General features: G+C 53.0%; 18 protein-coding genes and 5 tRNA genes. 1 reads left to right on the top strand and 22 read right to left on the bottom strand.

Annotated features, from left to right (window positions below):
* Positions 1-30 precede the first annotated feature (30 nt).
* The 12 genes from rpoB to C1N69_RS01005 all read right to left on the bottom strand — a co-directional run bounded on the left by rpoB (position 31) and on the right by C1N69_RS01005 (position 9802).
* A complete protein-coding gene (rpoB, locus tag C1N69_RS01060; protein ID WP_025759620.1) occupies positions 31-4059 on the bottom strand; it encodes a DNA-directed RNA polymerase subunit beta in 4029 nt (1342 codons plus the stop codon).
* 319 nt (positions 4060-4378) lie between these two features.
* The gene (gene rplL / locus C1N69_RS01055) at positions 4379-4747 is read right to left on the bottom strand and encodes a 50S ribosomal protein L7/L12 (RefSeq protein ID WP_013095002.1); all 369 of its coding nucleotides are present in this window, start codon (positions 4745-4747) and stop codon (positions 4379-4381) included.
* A gap of 66 nt (positions 4748-4813) precedes the next feature.
* On the bottom strand, positions 4814-5311 hold the full coding sequence (gene rplJ / locus C1N69_RS01050) for a 50S ribosomal protein L10 (RefSeq protein WP_013095001.1): 498 nt from the start codon (positions 5309-5311) through the stop codon (positions 4814-4816).
* A 292-nt stretch (positions 5312-5603) separates the two neighbouring features.
* Complete coding sequence (rplA, locus tag C1N69_RS01045; protein ID WP_013095000.1) at positions 5604-6308, bottom strand: 50S ribosomal protein L1; 705 nt, start codon at positions 6306-6308, stop codon at positions 5604-5606.
* A 3-nt stretch (positions 6309-6311) separates the two neighbouring features.
* Complete coding sequence (gene rplK / locus C1N69_RS01040) at positions 6312-6740, bottom strand: 50S ribosomal protein L11 (RefSeq protein ID WP_008503452.1); 429 nt, start codon at positions 6738-6740, stop codon at positions 6312-6314.
* Positions 6741-6896: 156 nt separating this feature from the next.
* Positions 6897-7442, bottom strand: a complete 546-nt coding sequence (nusG, locus tag C1N69_RS01035; protein WP_003862341.1) for a transcription termination/antitermination protein NusG — start codon at positions 7440-7442, stop codon at positions 6897-6899.
* A gap of 1 nt (position 7443) precedes the next feature.
* Positions 7444-7827 carry a preprotein translocase subunit SecE gene (gene secE, locus C1N69_RS01030; protein WP_013094999.1) on the bottom strand — a complete coding sequence of 128 codons (384 nt, stop codon included), beginning with the start codon at positions 7825-7827 and terminating at the stop codon, positions 7444-7446.
* Positions 7828-8056: 229 nt separating this feature from the next.
* Positions 8057-9241 carry an elongation factor Tu gene (gene tuf / locus C1N69_RS01025; protein WP_014830236.1) on the bottom strand — a complete coding sequence of 395 codons (1185 nt, stop codon included), beginning with the start codon at positions 9239-9241 and terminating at the stop codon, positions 8057-8059.
* Positions 9242-9359: 118 nt separating this feature from the next.
* Positions 9360-9435: transfer RNA gene (locus tag C1N69_RS01020), tRNA-Thr, on the bottom strand.
* A 6-nt stretch (positions 9436-9441) separates the two neighbouring features.
* A tRNA-Gly gene (locus C1N69_RS01015) sits at positions 9442-9516 on the bottom strand.
* 117 nt (positions 9517-9633) lie between these two features.
* Positions 9634-9718 (bottom strand) — tRNA-Tyr (locus C1N69_RS01010).
* Between the two features lie 8 nt (positions 9719-9726).
* Positions 9727-9802, bottom strand: a tRNA-Thr gene (locus C1N69_RS01005).
* Between the two features lie 318 nt (positions 9803-10120).
* Here C1N69_RS01005 and coaA point away from each other — a divergent pair.
* Positions 10121-11071, top strand: a complete 951-nt coding sequence (coaA, locus tag C1N69_RS01000) for a type I pantothenate kinase (protein ID WP_025759195.1) — start codon at positions 10121-10123, stop codon at positions 11069-11071.
* A gap of 43 nt (positions 11072-11114) precedes the next feature.
* Here the strand turns inward: coaA and dppF are convergent, their stop codons facing one another.
* The 10 genes from dppF to lpfC all read right to left on the bottom strand — a co-directional run bounded on the left by dppF (position 11115) and on the right by lpfC (position 23686).
* The gene (dppF, locus tag C1N69_RS00995; RefSeq protein WP_008502773.1) at positions 11115-12128 is read right to left on the bottom strand and encodes a dipeptide ABC transporter ATP-binding subunit DppF; all 1014 of its coding nucleotides are present in this window, start codon (positions 12126-12128) and stop codon (positions 11115-11117) included.
* The gene (dppD, locus tag C1N69_RS00990; RefSeq protein WP_008502772.1) at positions 12125-13108 is read right to left on the bottom strand and encodes a dipeptide ABC transporter ATP-binding protein; all 984 of its coding nucleotides are present in this window, start codon (positions 13106-13108) and stop codon (positions 12125-12127) included. Before dppD ends, dppF begins: the two co-directional genes overlap by 4 nt.
* Before the next feature lie 10 nt (positions 13109-13118).
* Entirely contained in the window at positions 13119-14021 is a 903-nt protein-coding gene (gene dppC, locus C1N69_RS00985) for a dipeptide ABC transporter permease DppC (protein ID WP_025759191.1), read from the bottom strand.
* 9 nt (positions 14022-14030) lie between these two features.
* Positions 14031-15050 carry a dipeptide ABC transporter permease DppB gene (dppB, locus tag C1N69_RS00980; RefSeq protein WP_045285992.1) on the bottom strand — a complete coding sequence of 340 codons (1020 nt, stop codon included), beginning with the start codon at positions 15048-15050 and terminating at the stop codon, positions 14031-14033.
* Positions 15051-15227: 177 nt separating this feature from the next.
* Positions 15228-16835, bottom strand: a complete 1608-nt coding sequence (gene dppA, locus C1N69_RS00970) for a dipeptide ABC transporter periplasmic-binding protein DppA (RefSeq protein WP_025759189.1) — start codon at positions 16833-16835, stop codon at positions 15228-15230.
* A gap of 620 nt (positions 16836-17455) precedes the next feature.
* Positions 17456-17532 (bottom strand) — tRNA-Pro (locus tag C1N69_RS00965).
* A 91-nt stretch (positions 17533-17623) separates the two neighbouring features.
* Positions 17624-19315 carry a kdo(2)-lipid A phosphoethanolamine 7''-transferase gene (eptB, locus tag C1N69_RS00960; protein ID WP_045285993.1) on the bottom strand — a complete coding sequence of 564 codons (1692 nt, stop codon included), beginning with the start codon at positions 19313-19315 and terminating at the stop codon, positions 17624-17626.
* Positions 19316-19533: 218 nt separating this feature from the next.
* Positions 19534-20061: a long polar fimbrial protein LpfE gene (gene lpfE, locus C1N69_RS00955; protein WP_059386723.1), complete on the bottom strand. Its 528-nt coding sequence runs from the start codon at positions 20059-20061 to the stop codon at positions 19534-19536.
* A 5-nt stretch (positions 20062-20066) separates the two neighbouring features.
* Positions 20067-21140 carry a long polar fimbrial protein LpfD gene (gene lpfD / locus C1N69_RS00950; protein ID WP_155030536.1) on the bottom strand — a complete coding sequence of 358 codons (1074 nt, stop codon included), beginning with the start codon at positions 21138-21140 and terminating at the stop codon, positions 20067-20069.
* 17 nt (positions 21141-21157) lie between these two features.
* Positions 21158-23686, bottom strand: coding sequence for an outer membrane usher protein LpfC (gene lpfC, locus C1N69_RS00945; RefSeq protein WP_059386725.1), 2529 nt, complete (start codon positions 23684-23686; stop codon positions 21158-21160).
* Between the last annotated feature and the right edge of the window lie 10 nt (positions 23687-23696).

The raw sequence follows: 23696 nt of genomic DNA, 5'->3' as shown, positions 1-23696 counted from the left end.
CCCGACAGCAGTGACCTGTTTGAGCGAGAATTACTCGTCTTCCAGTTCGATGTTGATACCCAGCGAACGAATCTCTTTCAACAGTACGTTGAAGGATTCTGGCATGCCCGGCTCCATCTGATGGTTGCCGTCCACGATGTTCTTATACATCTTGGTACGACCGTTCACGTCATCAGACTTAACGGTGAGCATTTCCTGCAGGGTGTATGCTGCGCCGTATGCTTCCAGCGCCCACACTTCCATCTCCCCGAAGCGCTGACCACCGAACTGTGCCTTACCACCCAGCGGCTGCTGAGTAACCAGGCTGTAAGAACCGGTAGAACGAGCGTGCATCTTGTCGTCGACCAGGTGGTTCAGTTTCAGCATGTACATGTAACCTACGGTTACCGGACGCTCGAACTGTTCACCGGTACGGCCGTCAAACAGCGTAATCTGGCCAGACGTTGGCAGACCACCCAGTTGCAGCAGCTCTTTGATTTCAGCTTCTTTTGCACCGTCGAATACCGGCGTTGCAATTGGCATACCTTTGCGCAGGTTCTCTGCCAGACGCAGCACTTCTTCATCGCTGAAGGTGTTCAGGTCGACTTTCTGACGCACATCGGTACCCAGATCGTAGGCACGCTGGATGAATTCGCGCAGTTTCGCGACTTCCTGCTGCTGTTTCAGCATGGCGTTAATCTTGTCGCCGATACCTTTCGCAGCCATACCCAGGTGGGTTTCCAGAATCTGACCGATGTTCATACGAGACGGTACGCCCAGCGGGTTCAGTACGATATCTACCGGCGTACCGTTAGCATCGTGCGGCATATCTTCGATCGGGTTGATCTTAGAGATAACACCCTTGTTACCGTGACGACCTGCCATCTTATCACCAGGCTGGATCTGACGTTTAACAGCCAGATACACCTTAACAATCTTCAGCACGCCTGGTGCCAGATCGTCGCCCTGAGTGATTTTGCGACGTTTCGCTTCGAGTTTTTTCTCGAACTCGTGTTTCAGTTCGTCATACTGCTCAGCCAGCTGTTCCAGCTGATTCTGTTTCTCTTCGTCGGTCAGGCCCAGTTCCAGCCAGCGATCGCGTGGCAGTTTGTCGAGCTTCTCAGCTTCAACGCCACCGGCAACCAGTACCGCATAGATACGGCTGAACAGACCCGCTTCGAGGATCTGCAGTTCTTCAGACAGGTCTTTCTTAGCCTGTTTGAGCTGCATCTCTTCGATTTCCAGCGCACGTTTATCTTTCTCAACGCCGTCACGGGTGAAGACCTGAACGTCGATAACCGTACCGGAAACACCGTTTGGTACGCGCAGAGAAGAGTCTTTAACGTCAGACGCTTTCTCACCGAAGATTGCACGCAGCAGTTTCTCTTCTGGCGTCAGCTGGGTTTCACCTTTCGGCGTAACCTTACCAACCAGAATATCGCCGCCAGTCACTTCCGCACCGATGTAAACGATACCGGATTCATCCAGTTTGGAGAGCGCAGCTTCACCCACGTTAGGGATGTCAGCGGTGATCTCTTCTGGCCCCAGCTTGGTGTCACGGGACACACATGCCAGTTCCTGAATGTGGATGGTGGTGAAACGATCTTCCTGAACCACACGCTCGGAAACGAGGATGGAGTCTTCGAAGTTGTAACCGTTCCACGGCATGAACGCTACGCGCATGTTCTGACCGAGCGCCAGTTCACCGAGGTCGGTGGATGGGCCGTCTGCCAGCACGTCGCCGCGCTCGACCGGCTCACCCAGAGACACACATGGCATCTGGTTGATACAGGTGTTCTGGTTAGAACGGGTGTATTTGGTCAGGTTATAGATGTCGATACCCGCTTCGCCCGGATACATCTCGTCTTCGTTAACTTTGATAACGATACGGGATGCGTCGACGTACTGTACGGTACCGCCACGCTTAGCAACTGCAGTAACACCGGAGTCAACGGCAACAGCACGTTCCATACCGGTACCAACCAGCGGCTTATCAGCACGCAGAGTTGGAACGGCCTGACGTTGCATGTTCGCACCCATCAATGCACGGTTGGCGTCATCGTGTTCCAGGAACGGGATCAGGGACGCACCGACGGATACCACCTGCTGGGTGGATACGTCCATGTAGTCAACCTGGTCGCGGCTGAACAAGCTGGATTCGCCTTTGCTACGGCAGGTAACCAGATCTTCTACAAAGTGGCCTTCGTCATCCAGGTTGGAGTTCGCCTGAGCGATAACGTAGTTGCCTTCTTCGATAGCAGACAGGTAATGAATTTCGTCGGTCACAACACCGTCAGTCACTTTACGGTACGGCGTCTCGAGGAAACCGTATTCGTTCGTCTGTGCGTACACGGACAGGGAGTTGATCAGACCGATGTTTGGACCTTCAGGCGTTTCGATTGGACATACGCGACCGTAGTGCGTCGGGTGTACGTCTCGAACTTCGAAGCCTGCGCGTTCACGGGTCAGACCGCCTGGGCCGAGTGCAGAGATACGACGCTTGTGCGTAATCTCAGACAGCGGGTTGTTCTGGTCCATGAACTGAGACAGCTGGCTGGAACCGAAGAACTCTTTCACTGCTGCAGAAATCGGCTTGGCGTTGATCATATCCTGAGGCATCAGGGTATCCAGATCGCCCAGAGACAGACGCTCTTTCACCGCACGTTCTACACGTACCAGGCCAACGCGGAACTGGTTTTCCGCCATTTCGCCTACGGAACGGATACGACGGTTACCGAGGTGGTCGATATCGTCCACTTCGCCTTTACCGTTACGGATATCGATGAGCTTCTTCATCACTTCGATGATGTCGTCTTTGCTCAGGATACCGGAACCTTCGATCTCATCACGCAGCAGAGAACGGTTGAACTTCATACGACCCACTGCAGACAGATCATAGCGGTCTTCGGAGAAGAACAGGTTCTCGAACAGGCTTTCAGCCGCTTCGCGAGTTGGTGGCTCACCAGGACGCATCATGCGGTAGATTTCAACCAGCGCGCTCAGACGGTCGGTCGTTGGGTCGACGCGAATAGTCTCAGAGATATATGGACCGTGGTCCAGATCGTTGGTGAACAGCGTTTCGATACGTTTGTGACCAGCCTGACTCAGCTTAGCCAGCAGATCCAGGCTCAGCTCCATGTTCGCCGGGCAGATCAGCTCGCCAGTTGATTCATCAACGTAATCTTTCGCGGCTACTTTTCCTGCAATGTATTCAACCGGAACTTCGATGTGTTTGATATCATCTTTTTCCAGCTGGCGGATGTGGCGCGCGGTGATACGGCGACCTTTTTCCACATACACTTTGCCGTCGGCTTCGATGTCGAACGACGCGGTCTCACCACGCAGACGTTCCGGCACCAGCTCCATCTGCAGCTTGTTGTCGCGGATTTCAAAGATCACTTTCTCAAAGAACAGGTCCAGGATCTGCTCAGTGGTATAGTTCAGTGCACGCAGAATGATGGTAGCAGGCAGTTTACGACGACGGTCGATACGGACAAACAGGTTGTCTTTTGGATCGAACTCGAAGTCCAGCCAGGAACCACGGTAAGGAATGATGCGTGCGTTATACAGTACTTTACCGGAAGAGTGTGTTTTACCTTTATCGCTGTCGAAGAAGACACCCGGGCTACGATGCAGCTGGGAAACGATAACACGCTCAGTACCGTTGATAACGAAAGTACCGTTGTCCGTCATGAGTGGAATTTCACCCATGTAGACTTCTTGTTCTTTAATGTCTTTTACGGTGCCTTCTGGCGCTTCGCGCTCGTAGATCACCAGACGCAGTTTTACGCGCAGCGGTGCGGAATAGGTCACGCCACGGATCTGACATTCCTGAACGTCAAACACCGGCTCGCCAAGGCGATAGCTGACGTACTGCAGCTCGGAGTTACCGCTGTAGCTCTGAATTGGGAACACGGAACGGAAGGCGGCTTCCAGACCGTACTGCCCTTCAGGATCTTGCTCGATAAACTTCTGGAACGAGTCAAGCTGGATAGAAAGGAGATATGGAATGTCCAGAACTTGTGGACGTTTACCAAAATCCTTACGAATACGTTTTTTCTCGGTATAGGAGTAAACCATAGGGTTCCTCAGCTCGCTGACAAGTCGACCCATCTGTCCGACGAAGGGACAGTTTGTGCAACACCATTTTGTGGACCGGAAAATTGAATACTTTCCGCAATACCTGTTGCTATCACGCTTAAACCATTTCATTGCGATTTACACAGAGCGAGCACCCTGTCGCAGTATATTAAGTCGTCGATAGAAACAAGCATTGAAAGACACATCGATAGTCAAACAGTGTGAAATGCTACCGAGGCCTTACAGCGCAAAAAGGCTGGTGACTAAAAAGTCACCAGCCATCAGCCTAATAACTTAGGCTGCAACCAGAAAAGTTGGCTTATTTAACTTCAACTTCAGCGCCAGCTTCTTCCAGAGATTTTTTCAGTGCTTCTGCGTCGTCTTTGCTCACGCCTTCTTTCAGCGCAGCTGGAGCAGATTCTACCAGGTCTTTAGCTTCTTTCAGACCCAGACCGGTAGCGCCACGAACAGCTTTGATTACAGCAACTTTGTTCGCGCCAGCAGCTTTCAGAATTACGTCGAATTCAGTTTTCTCTTCAGCAGCGTCAGCAGCTGGGCCAGCAGCAACAGCTACAGCAGCAGCAGCAGAAACACCGAATTTTTCTTCCATTGCAGAGATCAGCTCAACAACGTCCATTACGGACATAGCGGATACTGCTTCAATGATTTGATCTTTAGTGATAGACATTTAAATTGTTCCTGAATATCAGAATAAGTTTATACGTAAGCAGATGCTTTATAAAGATAACTGCGATTAAGCAGCTTCTTTCGCATCGCGTACAGCAGCCAGAGTACGAACCAGTTTGCCAGCCGAAGCTTCTTTCATGGTTGCCATCAGGCGTGCAATTGCTTCTTCGTAGGTCGGCAGAGTTGCCAGGCGGTCGATCTGAGACGCCGGGATCAGCTCACCTTCAAAGGCAGCGGCTTTGACCTCAAATTTTGCATTCGCTTTCGCGAACTCTTTGAACAGACGAGCAGCAGCGCCCGGGTGTTCCATAGAGTATGCAATCAGGGTCGGACCAACAAACGTGTCTTTCAGGCACTCAAAAGAGGTACCTTCAACAGCACGACGCAGCAGGGTGTTACGAACAACACGCATGTAAACGCCAGCTTCACGACCTGCTTTACGCAGTTCAGTCATTTTATCTACAGTTACGCCACGGGAATCCGCAACTACTGCAGACAGCGCGCCTTTGGCTACTTCGCTGACTTCAGCAACAATCGCTTGTTTGTCTTGAAGATTTAAAGCCATTAGCTTTTGCTCCTGGATGTTTGCCGGAACTCATGTTCCGGAACTCACTTCACTCTTCCCAACGGAAAGAGCGTCTTAATACGGTGAGCAGAAACAAGCCAGAATATCCAAAAATAATCTTAGCGTTCTGTCACCGTCTACGCAGGGGATTAAGTCTCTTGCGAAACACCTGCGGTCTTCGACGGAGGCCTGGATTAGGCCAGGCTCCAACGAACAATTCTTTTAGCCGCTAACTTTCGTTAGCAAACGTGGGGGTAAGATTGTAGACAAAATCACCGCCCACGTAAAGGCATTAGTTTGCAGCAGCGCTCAGGCCAGCCTGGTCAACTGCAACACCTGCACCCATGGTGGTGGAGATGCTAACTTTCTTGATGTACACGCCTTTCGCCTGAGTTGGTTTTGCTTTTTTCAGCGCAACCAGCAGAGCTTCCAGGTTTTCTTTCAGTTTGTCAGCGTCGAAGTCCACTTTACCGATGGTGGTGTGGATGATGCCGTTTTTGTCGTTACGATAACGAACCTGACCTGCTTTAGCGTTCTTAACCGCTTCAGCAACGTTAGGGGTTACAGTACCCACTTTCGGGTTTGGCATCAGGCCGCGTGGACCCAGAACCTGGCCCAGCTGGCCAACAACGCGCATTGCATCTGGAGATGCGATAACAACGTCGAAGTTCATTTCGCCTTTCTTGATCTGGTCAGCCAGATCTTCCATACCTACCAGTTCAGCGCCAGCAGCTTTAGCAGCTTCTGCGTTTGCACCCTGAGTAAATACAGCTACGCGAACGGAACGGCCAGTACCGTGTGGCAGTACAGTCGCGCCACGAACGTTCTGATCAGATTTACGAGCATCGATGCCCAGGTTAACAGCAACGTCAACGCTTTCAACGAACTTAGCGGTCGCCAGTTCTTTCAGCAGAGCGATAGCTTCGTTGATGTCATACTGTTTGGTCGCATCAACTTTGTCACGGATCACGGACATGCGCTTGGTCAGTTTAGCCATTTCTTAGTCCTCCACTACCAGGCCCATGGAACGTGCAGTACCTTCGATTGAGCGAGTCATCGCTTCAATGTCGGCACCAGTCATGTCGGCAGCTTTGGTCTGCGCGATTTCCTGCAGCTGAGCGCGGGAAATTTTACCCACTTTGTCTTTGTTCGGCTTACCGGAACCAGACTTGATACCAGCCGCTTTCTTCAGCAGAACAGCTGCTGGAGGGGTTTTGGTAACGAAAGTGAAAGAACGGTCAGCGTAAACAGTGATAACAACTGGGATTGGCAGACCTTTTTCCAGGGATTCAGTTTTGGCGTTGAACGCTTTACAGAATTCCATGATGTTCACACCCTGCTGACCCAGAGCTGGACCAACTGGTGGACTTGGGTTCGCCATACCCGCTGCAACCTGCAGCTTGACGTAGGCTTGTACTTTCTTAGCCATTCTAAAATCCTCTGATTGGGTGATAACGCCTCAGTGAGGCTCCCCGTGAATAAAATTCGTTTTACGGGCCTTAACCCATAAAAACAAAAGGCGCGAAATTGTATTCCAATCTCGCGCCCTGTGCAACGATTAAATCGTCGCTTTTTTGATCGCTGCTTAGGCTTTTTCGACCTGAGCGAAGTCCAGCTCTACCGGGGTCGCACGACCGAAAATAGAAACAGACACTTTCAGGCGGGACTTCTCGTAGTCCACTTCTTCAACAACGCCGTTAAAGTCAGCAAACGGACCGTCATTAACACGAACCATTTCACCCGGTTCAAACAGCGTTTTCGGACGCGGCTTATCACCCACCTGCTGCAGGCGGTTCATAATCGCATCAACTTCTTTGTCGCTGATTGGCGCCGGACGGTCAGACGTGCCGCCGATAAAGCCCATCACACGCGGTACGCTGCGCACAAGGTGCCAGCTCGCGTCGTTCATAACCATCTGAACCAGCACGTAACCCGGGAAGAATTTACGCTCGCTTTTGCGACGTTGGCCGCCACGGATCTCAACCACTTCTTCGGTCGGAACCATAACTTCGCCAAATAACTCTTCCATGTTGTGTAATTTGATATGCTCACGCAGCGACGTTGCTACGCGGCCTTCAAAACCGGAAAACGCCTGAACGACGTACCAGCGCTTTTTAGGGGCTTCAGACATCTCAGAACCTCAGGCCAGTGATAAAGGATACCAGGCGAACCAGAATACCATCCAGTCCCCACAGGATCAGTGACATTACAGCGGTAACCGCCGCTACGATCAGCGTGGTATGCAATGTTTCCTGGCGAGTCGGCCAAATTACCTTGCGGACTTCGGTACGCGCTTCGCGAGCAAAAGCGACAGTCGCTTTGCCTTTCGTCGTCAACAGCGCGACACCACCCGCTGCAGCAATCAGAATTACCACTGCAAGCGCGCGTAGCGGCAGCATAATGTCACGATAAAGGTAGTTACCGACAATCGCTACGATCAGCAGAACGGCTACCACTACCCATTTCATCGCTTCCAGGCCGCGCCCGCTCCCTTGAGCTTCGGTATTCGCACTCATAAACCAACCTGTCAGAAGTATTCTACAAACATTTTCACCCCGCGATTGCGAGGCAAACCAAATCGAAATGCTAATTCGCTTTTCGAATTATACGCTCTCTGCAGAGCCTGTCTCAGCAATGATTATGACAAAAATAATCACTGATGAGCCAGGTTCTGACGTGAAAGCGTGCAAAAAGGGCATCAAATGATGCCCTTTTATTGCGCATTGCGTCAAATGTTATCAGCAATTAGCCGAGAACTTTAGCAACCACGCCCGCGCCAACGGTACGGCCACCTTCACGGATTGCGAAACGCAGACCGTCGTCCATCGCGATTGGGTGGATCAGAGTCACAACCATCTTGATGTTGTCGCCTGGCATTACCATCTCAACGCCTTCTGGCAGTTCGATGGTACCGGTCACGTCAGTTGTACGGAAGTAGAACTGTGGACGGTAGCCTTTGAAGAACGGAGTATGACGGCCGCCTTCGTCTTTGGACAGGATGTACACTTCAGATTCGAACTTGGTGTGTGGCTTGATTGAGCCTGGCTTCGCCAGAACCTGACCACGTTCGATTTCTTCACGTTTGATACCACGCAGCAGAACACCAACGTTCTCACCAGCACGGCCTTCGTCCAGCAGTTTGCGGAACATTTCAACGCCAGTACAGGTAGACTTCGCAGTCTCTTTGATACCAACGATTTCAACTTCTTCGCCAACTTTGATGATACCGCGCTCTACACGACCGGTAACAACGGTACCACGACCGGAGATGGAGAATACGTCTTCGATTGGCAGCAGGAATGGCTTGTCAATCGCACGCTCTGGTTCTGGGATGTAAGAATCCAGGAAGCCAGCCAGTTCGATGATTTTCGCTTCCCACTCTGCGTCGCCTTCCAGCGCTTTCAGAGCAGAACCACGAACGATTGGGGTATCGTCGCCTGGGAAATCGTACTGAGACAGCAGTTCACGAACTTCCATCTCTACCAGTTCCAGCAGCTCTTCGTCATCAACCATGTCGCACTTGTTCAGGAACACGATGATGTAAGGAACGCCTACCTGACGACCCAACAGGATGTGCTCACGAGTCTGAGGCATTGGGCCGTCAGTCGCAGCAACTACCAGGATCGCGCCGTCCATCTGCGCAGCACCGGTGATCATGTTTTTAACATAGTCGGCGTGGCCTGGGCAGTCTACGTGTGCGTAGTGGCGAGTCGGGGTGTCGTACTCAACGTGAGAGGTGTTGATGGTGATACCACGAGCTTTTTCTTCTGGTGCGTTATCGATCTGGTCGAATGCACGAGCAGAACCACCGTAGGTTTTTGCCAGAACGGTAGTGATTGCAGCGGTCAGCGTTGTTTTACCATGGTCAACGTGGCCGATAGTACCGACGTTAACGTGCGGTTTTGTACGTTCAAACTTTTCTTTAGACATCGATTGTCCCTCTAAGACACGGATAAATCGGTGATATCACCACATCAACCAGGCGAAATGCCTGAATTGTTGAATACAGTAAAATTGAAACAGAGAGAAACGGGAAGGAGAAGTGAAGTGGTGCTGATACCCAGAGTCGAACTGGGGACCTCACCCTTACCAAGGGTGCGCTCTACCAACTGAGCCATATCAGCACGTATTGGAGCGGGCAGCGGGAATCGAACCCGCATCATCAGCTTGGAAGGCTGAGGTAATAGCCATTATACGATGCCCGCATCCTGAAACTCGGCTACCCAGTTCTTTCTGTAACAAAAAAAGAGATTTCTCTCTTTTTCAGTTCGAGCTGATTCAGCTTTTAAACCAGCTCCGGCGGCATTTACGCTGCCAGAAAGTGGTGGTGGGGGAAGGATTCGAACCTTCGAAGTCTGTGACGGCAGATTTACAGTCTGCTCCCTTTGGCCGCTCGGGAACCCCACCGGACTTGATGGTGCCGACTACCGGAATCGAACTGGTGACCTACTGATTACAAGTCAGTTGCTCTACCTACTGAGCTAAGTCGGCATCAAGTAGCGCGCATTCTATGGATACCTGCGCGGTCATGCAACTAAAAATTTGCATAAAACGTTCTTTCGCTCACATTTTATGCGAACAGCGCACTGAGCGCTGTAAAAGTAGTCATTCACGGTCAAATATTCAACATATCAGTGTGATTTGCACCGTATACACCGTAGCGTGACGGCTTCCGCGTTACGCAGCGCTTTCCATCTTTTTTCTTATTATTCCTGTCATCTGGTGTTAACCTCCTGCCCATTGTCCAAAATTAACTGTGTGATGAGCCACGATCCGGCAGTTGTGATGCTGGCTCAATGAAGCATGCTTATGAGCAAAAAAGAGCAAACGTTAATGACGCCTTACCTTCACTTTAACCGCAGTCAGTGGGCTGCCCTGCGTGATTCCGTCCCTATGACGCTGACGGAAGGTGAAATCGCACGGTTAAAAGGGATAAACGAAGATCTGTCCCTGGAAGAGGTGGCAGAAATTTATCTCCCCCTCTCTCGCTTGCTTAACTTCTATATCAGCTCCAACCTGCGTCGTCAGGCGGTGCTGGAGCAGTTCCTCGGAACCAATGGTCAACGCATTCCTTATATCATCAGTATTGCCGGCAGCGTGGCCGTGGGTAAAAGCACCACCGCACGTGTCCTGCAGGCGCTGTTGAGCCGTTGGCCCGAACACCGCAGCGTAGAGTTAATCACCACCGACGGTTTCCTGCATCCGAACGAAGTATTAAAAGAACGCGGGCTGATGAAGAAGAAAGGTTTCCCGCTCTCTTATGATATGCACCGCCTGGTAAAATTTGTCTCCGATCTGAAATCTGGCGTGCCTCACGTGACGGCGCCAGTCTATTCACACCTGATCTACGATCGCATCCCGGGTGGGGATAAAACTGTGGTCCAGCCGGATATCCTGATTCTGGAAGGTCTGAACGTGCTGCAAAGTGGCATGGATTATCCTCACGATCCGCATCATGTCTTTGTCTCAGATTTCGTCGATTTCTCTATTTATGTCGATGCGCCGGAAGACCTTCTGCAAAACTGGTACATCAACCGCTTCCTGAAGTTCCGTGAAGGGGCGTTCACTGACCCGGACTCCTATTTCCATCACTATGCTCAGCTATCTGAAGAAGAAGCGATCAATGTGGCCACGGGGCTGTGGAAAGAGATCAACTACGTGAACCTCAAAGAGAACATCCTGCCCACACGCGAGCGTGCGAGTCTGATCCTCACCAAGAGCGAGAAGCACGCCGTTGACCAGATTCGCTTGCGGAAGTAATCACGCAGGCATAAAAAAACCGGCTTAACGCCGGTTTTTTACTTTATGCATGTGGCTTCTCGCCATTTTCATCCTGATCGACCGCGAAGCAGGCAACCAGCTGACCACCATACTCCTTCAGCTGCGGCTGTAGCTGGGTGCAAGGGCCAAAGCGACGGCTGCAGCGGGCGTTGAATGCACATCCCGGAGGTGGATTAAGCGGGCTTGGCAGTTCACCCGTCAGCTTAATACGCTCACGACGATCGTCCGGGTTCAGACGCGGCGTCGCAGACAGCAGCGCCTGGGTATACGGGTGACGAGGATTATTAAAGATCTGGTCTTTGGTCCCCTTCTCCACGCAGCGTCCCAGATACATCACCATCACTTCATCAGCGATATGCTCCACTACCGACAGGTCGTGTGAGATGAAGACGTAAGAGAGCCCCAGCTCCTGCTGCAGATCCATCATCAGGTTTAGCACCTGCGCGCGGACGGAAACATCGAGCGCTGAAACCGGTTCATCGGCAATCACCACGTCCGGATCGAGCATCAGCCCCCGCGCGATCGCGATACGCTGACGCTGCCCGCCGGAGAACATATGCGGATAGCGGTCATAATGCTCGGTTTTGAGCCCGACCTTCGCCATCATCGCCAGCGCTTTTTCACGGCGCTGCTCTTTGCTCAGATTGCTGTTAATCAACAGCGGCTCTTCCAGAATCTGCCCTACTTTTTTACGCGGGTTCAACGAACCGTACGGGTTCTGAAACACAATCTGGATTTTCTGGCGACGCAGCTTCTGCGCCTGCGGGTCATGCTTGAGCAGATCCTGCCCCTGATAATAGAGCTCGCCGCCGGTCGGCACTTCAATCATCGTCAGCAGACGGCCCAGCGTGGATTTACCGCAGCCAGACTCCCCCACCACCGCCAGCGTTTTACCGCGTTCGAGGTTAAAGGAGACGCCGTCCAGCGCTTTCACCAGGCGCTCAGGGGCAAACAGTCCCTTCTTCACCGGGTAGTATTTTTTCAGATCGATGGCCTGCAACAGCGGCTGTTGCGTGGTGGCCTGTTGCGTACTCATAGTGTTGGCCTCCCGGCATCATCGAGTGGGTAGTGGCATTTTGACTGACGACCGTCAGCAAGCTGGTTCAGCTCTGGCTCTTCTGCCCGACATTTGTCTGTCGCATACGGACAGCGCGGGTTAAGCAGACAGCCCTGCGGACGGTCATATTTACCCGGTACCACGCCCGGCAGCGACGCCAGGCGCGCTTTGTCCTGGGCAAACTCCGGCAGCGCGCGTAAAAGCGCCTGGGTATACGGGTGACGCGGCGCGCGGAAAATATCGTGCGAATTTCCGGTCTCGACCACCTGGCCGGCATACATCACGATGATCTTATGCGCCGCTTCGGCCACCAGCGCCAGGTCGTGCGTAATCAGCACCAGCGCCATATTCTCTTTCTGCTGCAGCTCCAGCAGCAGCTCGATGATTTGCGCCTGAATGGTCACATCCAGCGCCGTCGTCGGCTCATCCGCAATCAGCAGCTTTGGTCGACAGGCAATCGCCATCGCGATCATTACGCGCTGACTCATCCCACCGGAGAGCTGATGCGGGTAAACGTCCAGACGGGATGCCGGGTCAGGGATCCCGACCTGGTTAAGCAGATCGATCGCACGCTGGCGACGGGTTTTCTTATTCCCGCCCTGATGCACCTTGATCGCTTCCATAATCTGGAAACCCACGGTGTAGCACGGGTTCAGGCTGGTCATCGGATCCTGGAAAATCATCGCCACTTCCGCGCCCACCAGCTGGCGGCGCTGTTTCTCGGAAATGCGCTTCAGATCCTGACCGTTGAACTGCAGGTTTTCCGCCATCACGCGGCCCGGATAATCAATCAGCCCCATGATCGCCAGTGAGCTTACTGACTTACCGGAACCGGACTCCCCGACAATACCTACCACTTCGCCCTGATTAACGCTGTAGCTGATGCGGTCCACGGCGCGAAACGGGGTGCCTTCATCGCCGAAGTGCACCGATAATTTATCTACATTTAATAACGCCATCTCGTGCCTCTTACTGCTTCAGTTTGGGATCAAGTGCATCACGCAGGCCATCACCCATCAGGTTAAATGCCAGCACCGTCAGCAGGATTGCCAGACCCGGGAAGGTGACAACCCACCAGGCGCTTTGTGCGAACTGCAACACGTCGGAGAGCATGGTGCCCCACTCCGGTGTTGGCGGCTGCGCACCCATGCCCAGGAAGCCAAGAGCGGCCATATCAAGAATGGCGTTAGAGAAACCGAGCGACGCCTGAACAATCAGCGGCGCAAGGCAGTTAGGGAAGATATTGACGAACATCTGACGCATCGCACCCGCACCCGCCACGCGAGACGCGGTGACGTAGTCGCGATTCACTTCCACCAGCACTGCCGCACGGGTTAAACGTACGTAGTGAGGGAGTGCCACGAAGGTCAGCGCCAGCGCGGCGTTACCGATCGACGGGCCAAATATCGCCACCAGCACCAGGGCCAACAGCAGACTAGGCAGCGCCAGCATGATGTCGACAATACGCATGATGATGTTATCAACGATACCGCCGAAATAACCCGCAACCAGGCCGAGGATGATCCCCATAATCAGGGACAGCACCACCACCAGGCAGCCGACCAGCAGCGACAGTCGCGCACCATACATCAGACGCGACAACACATCGCGGCCCACGTCATCGGTACCTAACAGGTGCGCCAGGCTACCGCCATCCTGCCATGCCGGGGGGGCAAGCAGCGCATCGCGGAACTGGTCCGCCGGGTTATACGGTGCCAGCACGTTCGCAAACACCGCAATGAGGATCATGATAGAGACATACACCAGCCCCACCACCGCGCCTTTGTTGCGCTTGAAGTAGTGCCAGAATTCCTGCAGCGGCGTCATTGGAACCGGTGCAGCAACCACTTTATTTTCAGAAACGTGTGACATGATGGCCCCTTACTTCTTATGACGAATACGCGGGTTCACCACGCCGTACAGCAAATCGACCAGCAGGTTGACGAGGATAATCATCGTCGCGACCAGCAGTACACCGCCCTGCACAACCGGATAGTCACGGCGTTGCAGCGCATCAATCAGCCACCGGCCCAGACCTGGCCAGGAGAAGATGGTTTCGGTCAGGATCGCCCCCGCCAGCAGTGTCCCCACCTGCAGCCCGATAACGGTTACCACCGGCAGCATGGCGTTACGCAGCGCATGGACGATGATGACGCGCATACGCGTCAGGCCCTTGGCGCGCGCGGTGCGGATATAATCCTCACCCAGCACTTCCAGCATGGACGAACGGGTCATACGCACGATGACCGCCAGAGGAATGGTGCCCAGCACCATGGCAGGCAGGATCATATGCGCAACGGCATCAATGAAATTGCCCTCTTCACCCCAGATAGCCGTATCAATCAGCATAAAGCCAGTGAGCGGGTTGGAGTCATCCAGGAAGACCATGTCGCTGACGCGCCCGGAGACCGGCGTCAGGTTAAGCTGAACCGAGACCAGCATGATCAGCATCATGCCCCACCAGAAGATAGGCATGGAGTAGCCGGTCAGCGCCAGGCCCACGGCAGTATGGTCAAAAATGGAGCCACGTTTAACGGCAGCCAGTACCCCAACCGGAATACCCACCGCAGTGGCAAAAATCATGGCGCAGACGCCAAGCTCCAGTGTCGCTTTAAAACGCGGCACGAACTCGTCCCACACCGGAAGACGGCTTTTCAGCGAAATCCCTAAGTCGCCGTGCATGACGCCCCAAATATAATGGAGGTACTGCTGCCACATCGGCTTATCGAGGCCGAGTTCAGCCAGCAGCTGTGCATGGCGCTCAGGGGAAATACCACGCTCGCCCGCCATAATCATTACCGGGTCGCCGGGGATCATATGGACGAAGGCAAAAGTGAGAAGGGTGATACCGATAAACGTGGGGATAACAAGTCCCAGACGTCGGAGGATGAACTGCAACATAACCCGGATTCTCTCTGATGACGCACGACCAGTGGCGTGGCGTCTGTATTGCTCACAAATCTTATCCCCTCTCCTTTCAGAGAGGGAATAAAGCACTGCTGCCGGGTGGCGCTACGCTTACCCGGCCTACATACCGTAGGCCAGTGCAAGCGCAGCGTCGCCTGGCGTGGCTTTTAATTATTCAACAGAAACGTTTTCGAAGTGGTGTTTGCCCAGTGGATCAACCACGTAGCCTTTCACTTCTTTGCGCACTGGCTCGTACACGGTGGAGTGAGCAACAATCAGCGCCGGAGCCTGATCGTGCATGACAACCTGCGCCTGCTTGTACAGTTCAATACGTTTGTTGTGATCGTCGGTCGCACGCGCCGGCTGGATCAGGTCTTCAAACGGCTTGTAGCACCAGCGAGAGTAGTTAGAACCATCTTTTGCCGCCGCGCAGCTGAACAGGGTAGCGAAGAAGTTGTCCGGATCCCCATTGTCACCGGTCCAGCCCATCATTACCGCCTGGTGCTCACCCGCTTTGGCGCGCTTCAGATACTCGCCCCACTCGTAGGTCACAATCTTGGCCTGAACGCCAATCTTCGCCCAGTCAGCCTGAACCATTTCTGCCATGCGGCGTGCGTTCGGGTTGTACGGACGCTGTACCGGCATCGCCCACAGCTCAACGGTAAAGCCTTTATCCTGGCCTGCTTCTTTCAGCAGCGCTTTCGCTTTCTCAGGATCGTAGGTGTAGTCTTTAACGTCATCGTTATAGCCCCACATGGTCGGTGGGATCAGGTTTTTGGCAGCAACGCCAGCGCCCTGGTAAACCGCTTTGATGATCGCTTCTTTGTTCACCGCGTAAGTCAGCGCCTGACGCACTTTTACGTCATCGAACGGTTTCTTCTCGGTGTTGAAAGAGAGGTAGCCTACGTTCAGACCCGCCTGCTCCAGCAGGTTGATGTTCTTATCCTGCTTCATGCGAGCAATGTCAGCCGGGTTCGGGTATGGCATCACCTGGCATTCGTTTTTCTGCAGTTTTGCATAACGCACTGACGCATCAGGCGTGATAGAGAAGACCAGACGGTCGATCTTCGGCTTGGTTCCCCAGTAGCCTTCGAACGCTTTGTAGAGAATACGGGAGTCTTTCTGGTACTGCAGCAGCTGGAATGGACCGGTACCGATTGGGTTCAGGTCAACTTTCTCCGGCGTACCGGCTTTCAGCATATTGTCCGCGTACTCTTTAGACAGAATAGAGGCGAAGTCCATGGCCAGATCCGCCAGGAATGGCGCTTCAGGACGCGTCAGCACGAACTGAACGGTATTATCGTCCACTTTTTTCACTTCAGCGATCAGGTCCGGCAGACCCATCCCTTCGAAGTATTCATAGCTGCCGCCAGAGACTTTGTGATACGGGTTCTGGGCGTTTTTCTGACGATCGAAGGAGAACACAACGTCGTCGGCGTTAAAGTCGCGCGTTGGTTTGAATTCTTTGCTGTCCTGCCACTTCACGCCCTTGCGCAGGTGGAAGGTATAGGTTTTACCGTCTTCGCTGACGTCCCACTTCTCCGCCAGACCCGGGATCACTTCCGTAGTACCGGTTTTGAATTCAACCAGACGGTTATAGATTGGTACAGAGCTTGCGTCGTATGTCGTACCAGAGGTAAAGAGCTGTGGGTTAAAGCCTTCCGGCGAGCCTTCAGAACAGTAAACCAGGGTTTTTGCCTGTACGCTTGCTGCCACGGTCATAGCCACCAGGCTCAGACCAAGCTTCAGCATCCCTGACTTCTTCAAGGAAATACTCATTATTCTGCTCCAATGTGATGTTTTGCTTTGTTGTGTTACGCCGCCAGACCTTTATTTATTTTTTACCCGGTCCGGTCGGTGATGCCCGAAGGCGTTAAAGGGATGGAGAATCCTTTCAGAAGAGCGTTTGAGTTGCAGCGCAGATCGTCCCTGAAATGCCCCTCATGCCCTACAATCTGTCAACAGAATGTGAAAACGTCAATACAGGTGACGGGGATTTACGCTGAGTGTGAGAAACCGCAAACAAAGATTAAAAAAACTATGCATGCCAGTTTTCAGCAGGGAAATTTATGCTACTCGCCATCTTGCAGCACAACTATCTTCATATTGCGCAACAATCAGTGATTAACTTTTATTCAGAATGGGTAAATTTTCTTGCAGAATGGTGATTATCTGAGCACTAAATACCGCGAACGTTAAAACGCACAGCGAAAAATGCTGAGGTTATCCATAAGCAACGCGAAAAAAGATCAATCTATATATAAAAAAATACAATGGATTATGTCACAAAATCGTTAACAGGCAGGGTGAAGCGAGGCTAAGGGGCATTTTGGCCACTCTGGCGGGCTAAGATCATAATGCAAAAAGGGCTAACCTTACGGTTAGCCCTTTTCAGAATGTGGTCGGCGAGAGAGGATTCGAACCTCCGACCCACTGGTCCCAAACCAGTTGCGCTACCAAGCTGCGCTACTCGCCGAATGCGGAGCGCATCTTACTGCTGAGGTGCGCCCCCGTCAATCCCTTAATTTAAAAAAGCCCTTCAACTGGCGATATTCTCGCCAGGCGAGTTACTGCGCGGCTTTAGCGGTGCTGTCAGGGAGTTTGCACCAGTTGTTATTTTCGTTCAGACCGCCGTCCGGAGAGGTATAACCCAGGCAGCCTAAAATAGTGTCGTACAGCTCAACGTGACGACGTGGCACCTTCATGTCCGCCTCTTTTTTCAGGTGAGCAAACATCTTCGCTTTCTCCGGATCCTCCAGATACTTGTCAGACATCCACACCATCATCGGTACACGGAACTGCTCCGGCGGCGCCATCTTACGTGGCGTACCGTGCAGGTGCTCGAATTCATTGATGGATTCACCATGGTCCGCCGCATAGAACACTATCGCTTTCTTATCACGCACCTGGTCAATAACCGAATCAATAAAGTGATCCACATACATCACGGAGTTGTCATAAGAGTTAATCAGCTGCTCTTTGGTGCAGTCTTTATCCACCCCGACACATTCCGGCGTCCATTTCGCAAAGCTACGCGGGTAGCGTTGCGTGTAGTTAAAGTGCGACCCTTTGGTATGCAGAATAATCATGTGCTTACCGTTCGGGTTACCGTTGAGAGACAACTTCATCTCATCAATCAGCAGCATGTCATCAACAGGCTTACCGCGGTTACGCGCCTCCGCGCCAATCTGCTCGCGGTAGGAAATGTTCTGCGCCATGGTGTTGCTGTAGAACCACATCTCGCTCTGCATCGCATACAGGTCAGACGTAAACCCAAGCTGATGCAGCACCGAGAAGACGTTTTGCTCTTTCAATGTCCGCTGTGGGTTATCGCTCGCCCCCCCTTCGCGTACGAACATGCAGCGCAAGGAGAGCTTGGTGGCGGTATCACAGGAATAGCCGCGATAGGCAATCAGGTTTTTCTCCTGCGCCAGTTTTGGCGTTGTATCGCGGTCATAGCCAAGAATACCCATATGATCCCAGCGCGTGGTTTCCCCAATAATAAAGACGACGTAGGTATCGTCGATATCTTTTGGCGCGACATAGGTAAACTTCTTCGCCGGGTTCATCAGCGATTTATTATCAGAAGACTCATCCACCTGCGCCCACGCATACAGCCCCAGCGCAGAGATCCAGTTAGACGGTAAATACGAGTTGGCAACCACACCACCGTAGCTTGGCATATCCACGCCGGAGGTACGTTCGTCATTCTTCTGCTTCACCTCCAGCAGACGAATTGGCCCCCAGACCATCAGACCGGCCAGCAGGACAATCGCAACGCTTCTGAAGCGTTTACCCGGCGTGCGGATCTGGTGAACCAGCGTGTACCGGCAGCGGTTACTCCAGATGAGCAGCAACGGCAAAGCACTAACCGCCGCCACCCAGAGAATAAAGTGCAACCCCACGACCTCTTTAGAGAGATCGATATCCGTGGTCATCACCGAGGCAATAATGCCGTAGCCAATCACCACGTTCATAAAGGTCATGTAATAGCTGGCCCCCGCCGAGCACAGCACGATAAACGTTGCCAGCACACGCCACACGCGACGACCAAACAGGGTCAGAATACGGAATAAAAAGAAGGTGACCAGTACCGCGGCGACCAATTCAACAACCGCTGCAATTCCTTTCCAGGCGGTAAAATCTTGCGCATAACCGTCAAACCGACGGAAAAAAACCGCGCCATTCATAAACAGGCCGATGTACAACGCCAGCAAAAAGCAGAGCTTTTGTTGCGCCATCGATTTAATGTATTTCATGCAAGCTACCCGGAAATAAGGGACAGTACCGCCGCCCACGCTGATTATTACGTGGGCAGATTAAATATACGCACAAGGGATCGTTCAGTGAAACGACGACAGGCGTGGTAAGTAGACCACAGAGGAAGGAAAAAGTGGCAGCTGAGTGTGTGATCGATGAAGGTTTTTACAAAAAATCAGTAAAAATGGAAAAGGGCCAGCGAACTGGCCCTCTGTGATTACTCGTATACGACGCTAAAATTCACCGTCGCATTCGCCGCGCCCACGGTTGCATCGGGTTTAACAGTAACATAGCTGGCGATATAGTTTAGCTTGTTCGTACCATCAAACCAGACGGTGTGTTCAACCGGCGTGGTATCGGTACTGACCGGAAACTGCTGCACGCCACCTTTGGTTTGAATCTTCAGCCCAACCCCGGTTGCGCCGCCGCTGTCGAGAGCGAAAAGATCTGGATTGGTTGAATCCGCCGTTCCGTCCATCGTCACATACACGCGCGCAACGTCCGCGCAGTTTTTCAGGCCAATCGAGAAGCTTTTCTGGTTGAGTTCCTTACCGACTCTCACCGGTTTTTGTAAAACAACCGACCCCATGTCAACGTCGATACTGTCTTTTTCCAGCTCGCATGTCCCCTGGCGGATGCTGATGGTGAAATGCACGTCACCCGCAGAACCGATGTTCACCGGTGCCGCCATCACGACCGTTGAAACCAGTAACCCACAGCCTGCTAATGCATTGATGATTTTCATTGTCGTTACTCCACATCGATACGCAGGCTGGCAATGCCTTCGTAATCACCCGTTGTCGGCATTTTACCGGTGGTGCTAATCGGCTCGAAGGTCAACTTTGTGGATGCAACGCGGTGAGTCTCATCCATCAGGTCTGATACTTTCATATCCTGCACAAAGGCAGGGCTGTTTGGTACCAGTACGTTACCGCTTTCGCCCTTGATAATGGCGCCCACATCCGGGTTACCCATGCTAATTGCCCGGCTGTCGTTCTCGTTCGGCGTGCCCTCAATATGCAGATAGATTTTTACGCCATCCGATATATTGGTGCATTTAAACTGCAACTCTTTGGTAATGGACGTGGCGCCCGTGGGCATCTGCCCTTTGCGATTTTTAAAGTCATGTGACTGGAATTCACCAAACGGAATTTCCAGAGTGCTGCCGCTAGACAGTTCGCAGCCCTGGGGAACGATAATGTGCCCACTCAAAAAAACGGATGCCAGCGGAGTCGCACCAAAAACCCCCGATTTGAAAGAGCCAAATAAATCAATTATTTTTGTGTTGGGGATATCCAGTTGTCCTACAAACGGATGGTTGATATAGAGCGTTAACTTTCCTTTACTCCCTGTCACAAAACTTATTCTCGCGTCTGGATCCACATCACAGCCCCCTCGGCTCATATTGCCATTATCCTGATTGGTAAAAGGAACTTTAAAATAATCCTTTTTGACACCTTCAATCCAAACGTCGGCTGAAATCTGGATATAATTGTTAACAACAAAAAAATCACGATCACCCTGGCTATGACCAAGAGGCAGGGGGGAGGTCGCCCGATAATATAAAACGGATTTATCAGTCCCTGCCGGGCATTCACAGACAGCTGTATATGTTCCTCCCAAATTCCACGACCAAAAATCAGGAAAAACGTTTCCCGTGGCATTCTTCGAAGTATCGGTTATCGTTTTTTCCAGCACGGCAGAAAAGTTGTGCGTACCACCATCCGGCGTGCATGGTCCCCAGTCCGCTGCCGCCAGCGCCTGCCCGGAGAACAACACAGCACCACCCAGCAGGCCAGCAAACGTCATCAATTTTTTCAACATAATCCTATCCTTCCCTGTTACCGGCAGACGGCATTCGCCATCACCACGCCGGCATTATCCTGTTGTTCCGGTAGCGTAAACGCCACGCGGCATTGCTGAGCCTGGCCTTTACCCCAGGTCACCTGCAGCGCGCCTTTATCCGACATACCGCTGATATAAAGCTGTCCGTCTTCACCGACGATACTGCTGGACTCTTTTTTGCTATCCAGAAGCGTGGCGGTGGCACCGAACGGTACCGGCTTGCCATCCGCCTGGGTCAGCGTCATCAGCACGCGATAGCCCACCCGGGTATCGAAACGCGCCCGGACAATCGCGCCGCGCGTCGGCACCACGTTGACGGAAGCTGTATCAAGGTCAACCCTGCTGTTCAGGCTGTCGCTTCGCAGTGAGACTTCCGTTTCACGGTACGGCGTGAGGTAAGGCACCACCGCGTTACCCATCCAGTCCACTTCCACCCCACCGTTGTTGATAACGTGCGCACCGCGCGCGCCCGGCGCGGAGATAATCGCCATGGATTCGCCCAGCGGCTGAGAAAGCGTAATGCCTTCGCTGTGGGCAATAACCCCGCCGCGCAGACCGTAGTTCACCTGCTGGCCGTCGCGGTTGTAGTTGTAACCCATGCTGGCACTGCCCACGCCGCCCTGGTAATCCAGGTTCACGCTGCCGCTGTTACCCACCCCGTTGCTGCCGTAGCCTTCCTGCACGCTGTAGTTCAGGTTGCGCTCTTCCAGCGCGGTTCCGCTCACGCCCACCTGCTGGTTGGTGCGGCCGTGCTGATCGGTGGTCAGGTGGTAGTTGCTCCACATGCGTCCCAGCGGGATCGACAGGGAGAATGACAGCAAGCGGTCGCTTTCATTCCGCTCCGGGCTTTTCGTCCAGGTGTAGGCCACGCTGTAGTTCACGCGGCCAATACGGCCGTTATAACCAGCGTTCAGCGAGCGCTGCTTGCCTTCATCGTTCCAGTAGTCCTGCTGCGTGACGTTAAAGTAGACCGAGCCCCAGGTGCCCAACTGCTGCGTCAGGTTGCCCTGGATCTGGCTGCGTTTGTGATACTGGCTGTAGCTGCTGTCCGCATCGCTGCGCACATCCGTCGCTTCCTGGAAGGTGTAGTAGCCGCTGGTGGAATACTTGTAACCCAGCAGACGGAAGTCGGTACCGCTGTTAAAGCTCTTGGAATAGAGGAAGCGGTAAGACTGACCTTCCGCGCTCTCATTGTTTGCCAGGTTGCTTTTCGCCTGCGTCACGTCAATGGAGACCGCACCGATGTAACCGAAGTTTTTACCTAAGCCCCCCGCCATCGAGTAATAGTCATCCGAGAAGATCGACCCGCCGTAAACGGTAAAGCCGTACGGCAGACCGTACATGGCATCCAACTGCCAGAACTTTGGCTCGGCGCTGCTATAGTTCCCGGCACGGTATTCCCCTGCGGAGAGGCTGTACTTAAGGTGACCTTCACGCTGGAGAATAGCCACTGCGGAGAACGGCTGTACGAATTTCTGCTCGCTGCCGTCCGCCTCTTTAATGGTGACCGTCAGGTCGCCGCTGTTTGAGGTTGGGTACAGGTCATTAATTTCAAACGCACCTGGCTGAACAAACGTGCGGTAAATTACGTAGTTGTTCTGCTCAACGGTGACTTCGGCGTTACTTTTAGCAATACCGCGGATAACGGGCGCAAATCCGCGCTGGCTGTCAGGCAACATTTCTTCGTCGGAGGTTAACTGCGCCCCACGCATCTGCACGCTGTCAAATATATCACCCGCAGTGGAGGTATCCCCCAACGTCAGCTGTGATTTCAGCGGCACAATGGCACGGCTCAACGAGGTGCCGATGTTATCCCATTTGTTATCGCCATCGTTTCGCGTCCAGGTACTGTAGTTACGTAACCGCCATGCCCCAAGGTTCACGCCGCTGCGCAGGTTCAGGTAGTAACTGTCGCTGCTGTAGCTGGTTTCACCGTCGTGCGCGTCATAGCTGGCGTTGCTCCCGGTGAAGTTATAATCCAGCAGCAGGGCATTCACCCCTTCGTCCCACTGCGATTCAGGTACGGTACCACGCGCCGTCTGCTTCATCGCGGCCTGCGGGAAACTCATGATCAACGTCTGGTCTGCAAAATCGAAATGGCTGGCGGCCTGAGGAATAATGTCGTCAAAGGCCACGCACGCTTCCGGCGGTGCCATGTTCAGCGCCGGGAAGCTTTCAATACGCACACCCATGTCCTCAAGCTGCACGCGGCTTAAGCACGGCACCAGGCTTTCACCCATTTTTGTGCGCTGAGCCTCTGTCGCAGTCTTAAACTCCAGGGTACGGGACTCCATTTTTTTATCGTTGACCACCACCGACACGCGGTATTTACCCGGCAGCTGTTCGGCTTTACTGGATTCATACATTGAAAGGTCAACATGCTGGTCAATACCCGGCACATCTTCCAGAAAGCGCGGGTTAAATGTTCCCGCATACGCGGGAAGCATACCCGCAACCATCAGCGCGAGCGCGGACAGTGGGAAACGCGGGACCTTATTGACCTGAGGAAGATGCGTCCATGGCATAGTAATAAAC

Source organism: Enterobacter sichuanensis (assembly GCF_009036245.1).
In the GTDB taxonomy this organism is placed as follows: domain Bacteria; phylum Pseudomonadota; class Gammaproteobacteria; order Enterobacterales; family Enterobacteriaceae; genus Enterobacter; species Enterobacter sichuanensis.
This window is presented reverse-complemented; position numbering and strand designations above follow the sequence as displayed.